The organism is Frankia sp. AgB32 (genome assembly GCF_023243045.1).
In the GTDB taxonomy this organism is placed as follows: domain Bacteria; phylum Actinomycetota; class Actinomycetes; order Frankiales; family Frankiaceae; genus Frankia.
The window spans coordinates 17,199-29,263 of sequence record NZ_JALKFX010000109.1; the positions used below are offsets into that span (position 1 = coordinate 17,199).

Here is a 12,065-nt window from a genome sequence, read left to right on the forward strand (position 1 = left end):
GCACCCGGTGCCGTCCCGGACGGCACTTGCGGACTCCCTCGCGCGGTGGTTGTCCGCGGTCCCGGCGCCCGGTGGGCAACGATCGTCGCGGTGGCCCGCACCTATGGCCCGGCCCGGCCCGCGAGCAGGTCGTCGAGCTCCGCGCGGGTCGGCATCGCGGGCCCGGCACCGAAGCGCTGCACGGCCAGCGAGGCGGCGAGGTTGGCGTGGAACAGCGCCGTCGCCGTCGGCAGGCCGAGGGCCAGGCCGGCGCCGAGGGCGCCGCAGAAACAGTCCCCGGCACCGGTCGTGTCCACGACGGGCACGTCCCGGGCGGCGAGGGTGACGACCGTGCCGTCGACGCGGGCACAGACCCCGGCCGCGCCGAGAGTGACGACGATGTTCTCGGTCGGCCCGGCGCCGTCGGCGAGCAGGCCGCGGACCGTCGAGATGGCCTCGGCCGAGGTGCGCGTACAGAGGCCGGCGGCGGCCGGGACCAGATCGGCGAGTTCGTGTTCGTTGACGAGCAGCAGGTCAACGGCGCCGAGCAGCTCGGGCGGCGCTGGTCGGCTGGGGGCGGTGTTGAGAATCGTCCGGGCGCCGACAGCCCGGGCCCGGGTCAGCACGTCCGCGTTCACCCGCGTCGGGATCTCGTTCTGCAGCAGCACGACGTCGTCCGCCCGCAGGCCGAGCCGGTCCAGTCCGTCGGCGGAGACGGCCGCGTTGGCGCCCGCGACGACGACGATCACGTTTTCGCCCTCACTGTCCACCATCATGACGGCGGTGCCGGTGGCCATGTCGAACACGGCCAGCCCGGAGACGTCCACCGCCTCGGCGTGAAGGAAGTCCCGCAGCGCCGCGCCGAATCCGTCGGCGCCGACCGCGCCGATCATGATCGTGTCGGCGCCGAGCCGGCGGGCCGCGACAGCCTGGTTGGCGCCCTTGCCGCCGGGGAGGAGAGCCACCGTGGAGCCGGCCACCGTCTCACCCGGCCGGGGGAGGCGGTCGACCCGGGTGGTTACGTCCATGTTGGCCGAGCCGACGACGACGACCCGTCCCATCCGTGTACCTCCCCGTGCCCGTGACCGGTGCGGCTCGGCGGTCGGTCGCCCAATCGTGACAGAGCCGGTCCGGTTCGGCTGGCCGGACGTTGCGGACACTCCGGGCGGCGACGCGCGGGCTGGCCGGCGGACCGGCCGGGCCCGGCGGCGCGACGTCCGGCGGCGGGTGGGTTCAGGGGGCGGCGCGGGACATCGTCCGCGCGGCGCGGGTGGCTCGTTTCGCCTCGTACATCGCGGAGTCCGCGTGGCGGAAGACCGCGTCGGGGCTCAGCTCCTCGCCGTCACGCCTGCCGGCGACGGACCGGGACGAGGCCATGCCCACGGTGGCCCGCACCACGATGCTGCGTCCCGCCACGACCACCGGGGCGGCGATCGCCGCGCGGATCCGCCGGGAGGCCTCCCGAAGGTCATCGGCGTCGATGTCGGGGAGCACCACCACGAACTCGTCGCCGCCGAGCCGGAACACACCACCGGCCAGGTCCGCCGTCGGGGCGGCTGTCGTCGGGGCGGCTGTCGTCGGGGAGATGGCGGGCTCCGCCTGCGGTCGTGGGGGGTAGTCGGGGACGGCTGCGGCCAACCGCGTGCCGATGGCCCGTAACACGTCGTCGCCGGCCTGGTGGCCGTAGGTGTCATTCACCGGTTTGAAGTCGTCCAGGTCGATGAGCAGGATCGTGAACGGCGTCCGGGCCGCGGCCAGCCGATCGAGCCGGTCGCCGAGGGCGAGCCGGTTGGGCAGGCCGGTGAGCGGATCGCGGGCCGCCCGCCGCCACAGGGTCTCCTGCAACTGCCGGCGCTGCCCGACCTCGTGGCAGGTCAGCAGCAGCACGTCGCGGCCGTGGTAGCGGCGTCGGCGCGGGATCTGGGAGCAGCCCGCCTCGATGTCGAACCACAGGTAGCGGCCGTCCACCGCGCGCATGCGCACCTCGAGCAGGGAACCTCGCCCGCCGAGCCGGCGCCGTTCGACCAGGAACAGCCGCAGCCGGTCCTGGTCCTCGGGGTGGATCAGCTCCAGCAACGGCTCGCCGATCCGGGCGGCGGCCTGGTGGTGCAGCAACGTCTCGATCGCGGAGGTGATGAACGTCGGGCACCCATCCGTGTCCAGACAGATGATGATGTCGTGGCACTCGTGCAGCAGGACGTGCAGCCAGATCCACTCGTGGCGGATCATCTGGTCGGCCGGCAGGACGATCCACAGCACCCCGGCCGCCGCCACGAGCACGGTGGCTGCCAGGAGCAGGTCGCTGAGCGGGTGGTTCACCGGTCCCGGCGCGGCCAGTCGGCGGTCCCGCTGCAGGACCAGGTAGGCCGGCGTCGTCCGCAGCGCCACCACGGTCGCGACGATCCCACCGGGGATCTGCACCTGCTGGCTGCCTCGCTGGCGGACGGCAGCGAGCTCGTCGCGATCGACCAGCGACTTGCCGATCATGGCCGGGTCGGTGGACATGGCGGCCCGGCCGTCCCCGTCGACGATCGTGAGTCCGAAGCCGAGCGAGGGGCGGATGGTCGCCGATCCGACGCCGAGTGCGGTCTTGACGGCGCGGGCCAGTTCGTTGAGGGGTGCGTCGGTGAGCGTCTGGCGCAGCAGGAGGAAGGCGATGGGACGGCCGACCCGGCGGATCGGCGTGACGGCCAGCAGCCGGAGGGTGTCCGAACTGTCGCCGGTGACGATCTTCAGCCCACCTTCGCGGGCCCAGGTCCACACCGGGCTGTTCGGCGGGATGGGCGCGGTCTGCCCCGGCGGTCGGGACACTAGCGGCCGCCCGTCGATGTCGACCAGCGTGACCAGCGAGTTCGCCTCCGTGAGATCCGGGCTCAACCGGGACGCGAGCAGCCGCCCGTCGGCCGCGCGATCCGTCAGCGACCAGGGCAGCTCGGCGAGTGGTTCGAGCAGGTCGGCGGACTGGCTCCAGCGGGCGGCGTTGTCCGCGAGCTGGTTGGCGATGGCGGCCCCACCGGTCGAGCTCGATTCCGACTGCCGCGGACTGCCCTTTTCGATGCCGATGGAGAGGACGGTGACGGTCGGGATGAGCGCGCCGATGATCAGGAAGGGGACGGCGCGGAGCAGCCGCGAGCGGACGACCATGTGTTCCGGCCGTGGGCGGCCCCGTCCCCGCTGGCCGCGTAGGCGTCGAACCGAAGCCGCCCCGAGGCCCCGGCCGCCATCGCGCGTGGGGCCCACCGCCGTGTTCGGCGACCCGGGCGGTGGGTCCGGCGCGCGCGGGAGCAGCGCCGCCCGGCCGTCCGCGTCGCGCGCCGTCCTGTCCCGCACCGCCCCGTCCCGGGATGCCGGGCTTCGTTGCCCCGGGCGCCGCGCGGCCGGGTCGGTGGCCGCCGTCCCGGCCGGGGGCACGCCGCCGTGGTCCGGCTGGTGCGGGGACTGGGTCGCCTCCGGTGGTCCCACCACGAACTGGGCGGCGGCGGGGCCGGTCGCCGCCCGGCCCGCGGTCTCGGCTGCGAGGGCTGCCGGCGACGCCACCGCGTACCGCCCCGGGCCGTGCTGCTTGGCCGCGTACATGGCCTTGTCCGCGGTTCTCAGCAGCGGTCCGCCCGCGATCGGCCCGGCGGTGGTGACGATGATTCCCACGCTTGCCTCGACCTGCACCGGCCGGGTGTCGACGACGATCGGTCGGCTGACCGCGTGGATGATCCGGCGGGCGGCCCAGCGCGCGGCCCGTTCGTCCGCGTGCCGCAGGAGCACGCCGAACTCGTCGCCGCCGAATCGCCCGGCCAGATCCCCGGGACCAAGCTCGGCCCTGATCCGCTCGCCGACGACCTGTAACACCCGGTCGCCCGCGGCGTGCCCGAACGCGTCGTTGACCGGCTTGAACCGGTCGAGGTCGATGAACAGCACGGCGATTCCCGCCTCCGCCGTCGCGTCCCGCGGTGCCGGCCGGGCCGTTCCCCCGTCGCCGCTGCCCGGGGTGCCGGTGGCCGGGGCGCCGGCCGCCACGGCCTGGCCCGTCACGGGGGGGTCGTCGGCGCGACTGCCGTCCGTGGGCGTGCCCGCGTCGGTGCTGGCATCGGCGGTGCTGGCATCGGCGGTGCTGGCATCGGCGGTGCTGGCATCGGCGGTGCTGGCGTCCACGACGATGGCGGCGGCGAGGGCCTCCTCGAAGGCCCCGCGGTTCAGCAGACCGGTGAGGGCGTCGTGGCCGGCGTGGTAGCCGAGGCGGTCGAGCAGCCCCTCGCGTTCACCGACCGCATGACAGGTGATGATCACCCCCGTCGGACGGTTGGGGCGGGGCAGCGGCCGGGCTGCCACGTCGAACCAGTCGGCGTCGCCGTCCGCCCGGATCAGCCGGACGTCGAGCAGCGGCGACCGGGTGAGGTCGCCGATGAGGCCCAGCAGCCGGGGCGCGTCGTCCGGATGGGCGAGCTCCGAGACCAGACGTCCCCGCCAGGCTTTGGGCGCGTGGCCGAGCAGCGGTTCGATCGCGGGGCTGACGAAGACGAGGTGGCCGCTCCCATCGGCGACGAAGACGATGTCGTGGGCAACCGCGAGCAGTCGCCGGAGCCCGGCATGGGACCGCCGGACGGAGGCCGCCCGCGCGAGCGAGATGAGCAGCGTCGCCAGCACCGCCGCCGCCGACACCGCCAGCAGGGCGAGATCTCGCCGGTTGTGCCAGGCCCGCAGGTCGGCCTGGAGGGCGACGTCGCGTTGTTCCAGGTATGTCAGGGAGCCGGTCCCGGAGTCGAGTGCGGTGATGTGGACGATCTCCGCACCGTGCTCGGTGGATTTCCAGCTTCGGGTCCCGCCGGCCTGCTCGCGGGAGCGTCGCAACTCGTCGGGGGTCAGCGGATGCGAACCCACCCGCGTCGCGTCGGTCGACGACAGGACGACGCCGTCCGGAGTGATCGTCGAGACGCTGCCCGTGCTCGCGCCGCGCAGGTCCGCCAGGCCGGCGGCGAGCTGACGGCTGGTGTTCTCGGTCGACAGGGCGACGAGGACGGCCCATGGGCGGGAGGTGCCGAGCGGCAGGAGCGTTGCCCGGACGGGGGGCTCGCCGGCCGGGCGAACGAGGTGGGCGGAGACGTTCCCGGCCTGGGCGGACGACCAGGCCGAGCCGAGTTGGCCGGCCGTGAGGGCGAGACCGGCCGGAGAAGTGGCGAGGATCTTCCCGTCGGGGTCGAGCAGGGCGAGGCCGTGGTCCAGGTCGAGCGTCGGCGACAGCCGGAGCCGAGCGAGCTGTTGGTCATTGTCGGGGTTGCCCGGGCGCAGGTCGAGGTGGTGCAGCGCCGCCCGCAGCGCCGCCTCCCCGCCGGCGGCCGACTGCCAGCGCGCGAGCCGTTCCACCAGCTGCGCCTGCGCGGAGACGCGGGCGGCCTCCTCGCTGCGGAGCAGAACGGCGTCGAGCGCGAGGGCGAGTCCGCACAGGATGGCGAGCGCGATGAACACGGCCAGCGGCCGGCTCCAGGTCTGTGGCGGGGTGGGGCCCTGGCGGTTCCGGCGGCCCGTGGTCGGTAGGCGATCGCGGAGCTGACGATCGGGATGATGTCGCACACCGGTCCGGCCACCCCTGATCATTTTTGCGCCCCGTCCGACGAAGGTGCCCGGACTCGACAGATCTCACCGTGAGTACAGGAATTCTTTTCGGAGGCCGGATGCATCCGATAGCCGGTGAGCATACGAGCGTCGGCCGGCAGGATTCACCTGCCTTCACTCGTTTGGGTGCGCCCCGGTCAGCCTGTGTGCGGCGCGCGACAATGGGATGGTCGTAGTCTGTCTCGGGATTGAGATGTGGATTCCAGGAGAGCATAATTGTGCGCACCTTGAGTAATTAGACCAGCGCCCTGTGTTGCGAACGGCGGAACTGCGGCTCGGATCTGATCGCTCTGTGTACTCAACTGGCGATGCAAGGTCGCTGACTTGCTCGACCCGCGAGATCATCCACTCGCCGCGGCAGGCGGGCCGCCCGGCTGTGCATCGCTTCTTCCGTCCCTGTGAATGCTCTATGTGATGGCCGGTGGGTATGGATCGCCGGGTGGTGGCGGAGCACGCTCGGGTGAGCGCGGCATGGCGCCGTCACGAACGGCGAGTGATCCTTTGGCTGGATCGAGCTGTCTGGCCGGTCGGCGCTCGCCGGTTCGTGCGCTGGCCCGGCCCGCGGCCCGGACCGGTGCCATCGGCGGGCGAGATCCGCGTCGGTGCGTTGATATCGGGACACCACATCCACCAAATAGACGTCGGTTCCCGGCGCCTCGGTCGAAATGTGCGGCACCGCCGAAACGGAGGTTTGCCGAACGGCCCGGCGGAGGGTGCAGGCGGCCCGGCGATTTCCGATCGCGGTCGAAGTGCGCCACGGTTATGTTGTTCGCTGCATTCGGCGGCGCCGGCGCGCGGAATTCGGCTCGACGCTCGGCGCCGGCCGGGAGGGGTGGCAATGAGCTCGGCAGACACCCATGTGGTGACGAACCAGCCGCCGCCGGCGGAACAGGACCCGTCCGCGGACCCGGCCCTGGTCGCGGCGCTGGCCAGGGAGGGCGCGGGCTGGCATCTGGCCGACCTGCGCCGGTTGGGCCGGCTGGCCGGCTCGGAGCAGTCGTTGCGCTGGGCGGAGCAGGCGGACCGGTACCCGCCGGAGCTGCGCACCCATGATCGCTACGGGCACCGCATCGACGAGGTCGACTTCCATCCGGCCTGGCATGCCCTGCTCGAGGTCGCCGTGCGGGAGGGGATGGCGGGCGCGCCGTGGGCCGACCCGCGCCCGGGCGCCCACGTAGCGCGGGCGGCGAACATCCTGGTCTGGGGCACCGTCGAGCAGGGACATCTGTGCCCTGCCTCGATGACCTACGCCGCGGTCCCGGCGCTGCGCGCGGCCCCCGACCTCGCGGCCCAGTTCGAACCCCTGCTGACCAGCCGCGTCTACGACCCCGGGTTGCGGGTGCCGCGGCACAAGGCAGGACTGCTCGCGGGCATGGGCATGACGGAGAAGCAGGGTGGCTCCGACGTGCGCGCGAACACGACGACCGCCACCCCGGCCGGCGACGGCACCTACCGGCTGCGTGGCCACAAGTGGTTCACCAGCGCGCCGATGAACGACGTCTTCCTGATACTGGCGCAGGCACCCGGCGGCCTTTCCTGCTTCCTGGTGCCCCGGGTCCTGCCCGACGGCAGCCGCAACACCTTTCGGCTCCAGCGGTTGAAGGACAAACTCGGTAACCGCAGCAACGCCAGCGGCGAGCCGGAATTCGACGACACCGTCGGCTGGCTCGTGGGCGCGGAGGGGCAGGGCGTCCGGGTCATCATCGAGATGGTCGCGCTCACCCGGCTCGACGCCGCCCTCGCGTCCGCGGCCGGAATGCGGGCAGCACTGGCCGCGGCGGCGCATCACGTGCGCCACCGGCGGGCTTTCGACACCCTGTTGATCGACGCGCCGCTGATGCGCAACGTCCTGGCCGACCTTGCCGTCGAGACCGAGGCGGCCACGACCCTGGTGATGCGGGTCGCGGGCGCCGTGGACCGCTCCGTCCGGGGCGACGAGGCCGCGCAGGGGTACCGGCGGCTCGCGACGGCCGTGGCCAAGTACTGGGTGTGCAAGCGGGTGCCGGCGGTGGTCGTCGAGGCCCTCGAATGCCTCGGGGGCAACGGTTATGTCGAGGAGTCGGGCCTGCCTCGGCTGTACCGGGAGGCTCCCCTCAACGGGATCTGGGAGGGCTCCGGCAACGTCAACGCGCTCGACGTGCTGCGGGCGCTCGGTCGTGATCCGGGCGGTGTGGCCGCCCTGAGCGCCGAGATCGAGTCGGCCCGCGGCGCGGACCACCGGCTCGATCGGGCCTGGGACCACCTTCGGGGGCGGCTCGCGTCGGCCGGAGACGATCCGTTCGCCGCGCGCCGGGTCGTCGAGCGATTGGCGCTTGTCATGCAGGGTGCGCTGCTCGTTCAACACGCCCCGCCGGCCGTCGCGGACGCGTTCTGCGCGACCAGGATCGCCGGTGACGGCGGTCTCGCTTTCGGCACGCTGCCGTCCGGCACAGATGTCGTGGGTATTCTCGGCCGGATTGCATCGACGGACCTGACCGCCGGTTCATTCAACGATATCCGTAACGAGTCCGATGGGGATGGAAACGCTTTGTAGCTCCCCTGCAACGAATGGCAATGGATCGCCCCTAGCCTGATAGGCGACTGCGCCCTCGGGTGGTTTCCATGATTTTCTTCTGCCTGGCTATCGCCGGGCTGGTCCTGCTCGCGGGCGTGCTTGGCCTGATCCGCGGGCGGGCCGAATGGGCCTGGATCTACGACCGTCGGCGAGCGGGATTGGTGACCGGCGGTGGTTCGGCGGCGCTGGTGGCCTTCGGTCTGCTCGCGTCGCATGGCATCGGCACCGGCGACGGCGGCCACAAGGATCCGACGACGAACAGCGTCTACATCGTCCCCTCGTCCCGCGACGGCTCACCCGCCGGCGGCACCGGACCGACCGAACAGGCCGCCTCCACCGGCGATCAGGCAACCGGCCCCGGCCCGGAACAGCCCCAGGGAATGCCGGGTAACAGGACCGGCAACGGCACGGACCTCGCCTGGTTCAACTCGCCCGGTCGACGAAGTGCGCCTGCCCCGGCGCCCGCGCCCCGCGACTCCCGGGGTTCCGCGGTGGCCGCCCCGGCAACACACGGACAGAGCCGGCCGCCAGCGGCACCGCCTCGCGGCCAGGGCCAGCAACCGGCGCCGCCCGCGCGGACCCAGGCTCCGGCGCCACCCAGGCAGAACCCGTCGCCGGCGCCGCCGCGACAGACTGAGGCTCCGGCGCCGCCGAAGCAGAATCCGCCGCCGGCGCTGCCGAAGCAGCGTCCGTTGCCGGCGCCGCCGCGACAGAGCCGCCAGCCCGCGTCCCCGCGTCCGTCGAGGCGGCCTCCCACGTCGGGCGGTGCGACGGCATCGGGGCGGCCGTCCCCGTCCCACAGCGGTGGCAGCACCGTGCGGCCGCCGTCGGGCGACGGCGCGAGCGCACCGTCATCGCCCAGCTCAGGCCATTCCGGTGGGACCGGAGGCGCTGGCGGGTCGCAGGGCGGTGGCGACTCCGGCGGCGGCGGTGACCGGCCGGGCGGCGGCGGCCACCCTGGACAGAGCGGCTCGGGTGGTGGTCGCGGCGGTGAATCGTCGGGTCCCTCCACCGGGACGCCACCGGCGCACTCGACCGCGTCGGGCCGACCCTCGAACGGCCCGACCGCACCGCACCCGCCGCAGCGCACGCCTCGCTCCGGACCGGTCCGGGAGGTGCCCGACGTACCCGAACGGCCTGCGGCCTCGCCCAGCCGGCTCTCCGCCACCACCCCCTCGGGCCGGCCGTCCGGGTCGTCGTCCCCAGCTGAGGCCGACGGGACCGCTCCGCAGGCGTCGGCGCGCCCCGCGCCGACGGGACGGTCCGGGCCCACTGCCCCGTCCAAACCCACTGCCCAGTCCGGACCATCCGTCCCCGCGGCCCCCGAGGTTCCAACCGGAACGGGGAGCGGGTCGGGCGGGGGGCCGTCCGGGTCGACCGGCCCCCGACCGTCGTCCCGTGAAGATCGTCACCAGCAGACCGGGTAGTTCCGGGGAGCTCTGCCGTGCTGAGCGACCTCGACCCCGACACGGTCTCAACGTATCGGTCTGCTAACTCTAGGTGAGCTACGGTTCGGGTGTTCGGTCGACTGCTGCACCCTGGGGGCCTGATGCCGGTGTTCGCCATGGCGATGGCACTGCTCGCCGTAGTGGTGATGTTCATCGGCATTGCCGGGACGCTGCGTGGGCGGATTGACCGGATCGGTCTGCGGGACCGACGGCGGGGCCTGCTGGTGGCCGCCGGCGGATTCACCGTCGCGGTGGCCGCCTTCGGCTTCGCGGCCCCGGTCGGAGTCGCCCCTGACGACGACACCCGACTGAGCGCGGACCGGTTCGCTGACGCGGAGTTCGGCGTCCGCCTGGACACCAACGACGCCTCGCCGAGGCCGCCCGCTCTGCTCGTGCCGCCGGTGCCGCCGCTACCGGCGTATCCCAATCCGATCTACGGAACCGGGCAGCCGACGCCCGGCGGTACCGAGCCCGCGTCGCCCACCACGGCGGTCGAGGCCGACGGTGCCCCTGGCTACGGCCAGGCGGGTACGGGCGGGGGCGGCGCGGGCCAGGACGACCAGTCCGGCTCGGCTGGCTGGGGCGGACCGACCGGATCGGGTGCGTCGGCCGGTCCCGATGATCCTGCTGCTTCTCCGCGCCAGCCCGGCCCGGCTGGTTGGGGTGTCGATGGCTGGACCGGTATCGCCGGCGCGGCGGGTGGACAGGTCGCTGCCGGCCCCGGGCGGCCCGGCCGACCCGGTGGCCCGGCCTACGGCCTGGACCTGCCGGGCCAGCCGGGAACCATCGCGGGCGCGGCACCCGCGCAGCCCACGGGTCCGCCGGCCCGCGAGGTGACGCCGACACCCGCGAACCCCGGCCTGGCGGGAACCGCCGGTGCGAGCGGCTCGGGGAGCACGGCCGGCGGCGTGGGAGCACCAGCGGCGCCGACCCGGGCGGACTCGCTCGTCGGCCCCCTGCCGGACGTATACATCGATCTGGGTGACAGGGGCTGAGACGCTCCAGTCACGCCGTTTCCGGGCCGATCACGGCGCGGCGTCCGGTCAGGCGGACGGCGCCGGGACCGAGCGGCGGGCGACGACGAGGGCGCTGATCGCCGGCAGGTTGACCGAGCCCCAGGCGTCGAGCTGGGCCGGCAGCTGGGGGAGCTGGGAGTCGAGAACGAACACGCCGGTGGTCGGGCAGGCCGCGCCGATCTCGACAAGGACCGGGCGCAGATGGACCTCGACCGCGAGGGCGTGCTGCGGCGCCGCCGCCACCTGCACGGGAATGGCCGGCAGGCCGGCGAGTTCGCCGCCGCCGATCTGGTCGAGCAGGAGCTTCAGCAGACCGGTGTAGGTCGCCTTGTAGGTCGGGGTGGCGATCACGAGGGCGTCCGCGGACCGGATGCTGGCGAGCGCCGCACCCACCGTCGGGTCGCCCCAGCCGAGCAGGCCGGCGCCCAGCTCGCTGACCTCGATGACCTCGTGCGTGGAGCTGAACCCGGCCGCGTCGAGCGCGGTGGAGACGCGGGCGGCGACCGCTTCGGCGACCTGCCTGGTCCGTGACGCCGGCTTGGGGTTTCCTACGACGCTGACGATCCGGAGCGGTTCCATCGGGCTGCCTCCCTGGTCGGTCGCGGGATGAAACCCGCGATGGTCGCTGGAACCGACGGCGTCCGCAGTGTAACCGGTATCCCTCGGCACTCCGCAACCTTGATACCGACGTCTGGCTGTACTGTTACTGGCCGATGGCAGCATTGTTGCGCCGCCGGTGCCGCCCACCCGTCGGGCACGGAGGATCTTTCCGTGGCAGGGGTGGCGGCACCGACGGCGCCGGTGATGAGAGCTGGCCGAATCGGCCGTGGCGTGCACTTTTCCCGCGTGCCGGGCATGCCGCCCGGGTCAGCGGGCGTGCAGCGCGAACGTGTAGAAGATGGCGAGCGGCCACAGCAGCGTGGCGACGACGGCGGTGAAGAAGCTGCTCAGCGCGTGACCGTCCCAGTCGGTGAAATTCCAGTAGTGCTGGCTGGCCGTGATGACCACTCCGACGATGAGATAGAGAAGCGTTCCTAGGCTGATGCTGCTGTAGGTTCTCGTACGAACCTGGGCGGTCATGACTGCTCCTTCGGCGGGGATTCGTGGCTGCTGGTGGATTACCCCCTTTCTGCCCACCTACACACTCGTGCACCGATTCGGCATTTCGTGGAATGACACCGACAGGCGGGTCCGTCGGTGGGCCGGTCCAGGATGGGCGGCCGGGCCGCTACCGGCGGCCTGCGGCGGCCCGCGAACCGCCGCCCGCCGTGGGATGGCGGTGACGTGGCTGGCCGCGATCTGCCGGCCACTGCCTGGCCGGTCGTGACGTGGGGCGGATGCGGCGCCAACGATGGTGCGACGGAGACCAGGTACAGGTCGCGACTGGGCGGCGCCCCGTCGGCTCGTCGGCGCCCCGGGCCGCCACGGCCAGCCGCCCCCCCGCCCCGCCCCGCCCCCCCCCCC

The 12,065-nt window shown here is 73.4% G+C and carries 6 protein-coding genes; 2 read left to right on the top strand and 4 right to left on the bottom strand.

Annotation, left to right across the window (positions count from 1 at the left end; genetic code table 11):
• Positions 1-101: 101 nt before the first annotated feature.
• Both MXD60_RS24055 and MXD60_RS24060 read right to left on the bottom strand, forming a co-directional pair.
• Positions 102-1,040, bottom strand: coding sequence for a ribokinase (locus tag MXD60_RS24055; RefSeq protein WP_248821621.1), 939 nt, complete (start codon positions 1,038-1,040; stop codon positions 102-104).
• 172 nt (positions 1,041-1,212) lie between these two features.
• Positions 1,213-5,436, bottom strand: a complete 4,224-nt coding sequence (locus MXD60_RS24060) for a diguanylate cyclase domain-containing protein (RefSeq protein ID WP_248821622.1) — start codon at positions 5,434-5,436, stop codon at positions 1,213-1,215.
• 985 nt (positions 5,437-6,421) lie between these two features.
• Here MXD60_RS24060 and MXD60_RS24065 point away from each other — a divergent pair.
• Positions 6,422-8,116 (top strand): acyl-CoA dehydrogenase family protein, encoded by a 1,695-nt coding sequence (locus MXD60_RS24065; RefSeq protein WP_248821623.1) that lies wholly within the window; start codon positions 6,422-6,424, stop codon positions 8,114-8,116.
• 1,570 nt (positions 8,117-9,686) lie between these two features.
• The gene (locus MXD60_RS24070) at positions 9,687-10,580 is read left to right on the top strand and encodes a hypothetical protein (protein ID WP_248821624.1); all 894 of its coding nucleotides are present in this window, start codon (positions 9,687-9,689) and stop codon (positions 10,578-10,580) included.
• A 48-nt stretch (positions 10,581-10,628) separates the two neighbouring features.
• On the opposite strand, the gene MXD60_RS24075 is transcribed toward MXD60_RS24070, so the two are convergent.
• Both MXD60_RS24075 and MXD60_RS24080 read right to left on the bottom strand, forming a co-directional pair.
• Complete coding sequence (locus tag MXD60_RS24075; protein WP_248821625.1) at positions 10,629-11,180, bottom strand: NADPH-dependent FMN reductase; 552 nt, start codon at positions 11,178-11,180, stop codon at positions 10,629-10,631.
• A 288-nt stretch (positions 11,181-11,468) separates the two neighbouring features.
• Positions 11,469-11,681, bottom strand: coding sequence for a hypothetical protein (locus MXD60_RS24080; protein WP_248821626.1), 213 nt, complete (start codon positions 11,679-11,681; stop codon positions 11,469-11,471).
• Positions 11,682-12,065: the final 384 nt, after the last annotated feature.

Excerpts from the sequence above, each read along its gene's own strand:
- MXD60_RS24055 (WP_248821621.1), bottom strand. The coding sequence starts at position 1,040 with ATGGGACGGGTCGTCGTCGTCGGCTCGGCCAACATGGACGTAACCACC.
- MXD60_RS24065 (WP_248821623.1), top strand. The coding sequence starts at position 6,422 with ATGAGCTCGGCAGACACCCATGTGGTGACGAACCAGCCGCCGCCGGCG.
- MXD60_RS24075 (WP_248821625.1), bottom strand. The coding sequence starts at position 11,180 with ATGGAACCGCTCCGGATCGTCAGCGTCGTAGGAAACCCCAAGCCGGCG.
- MXD60_RS24080 (WP_248821626.1), bottom strand. The coding sequence starts at position 11,681 with ATGACCGCCCAGGTTCGTACGAGAACCTACAGCAGCATCAGCCTAGGA.
- MXD60_RS24070 (WP_248821624.1), top strand. The coding sequence starts at position 9,687 with ATGCCGGTGTTCGCCATGGCGATGGCACTGCTCGCCGTAGTGGTGATG.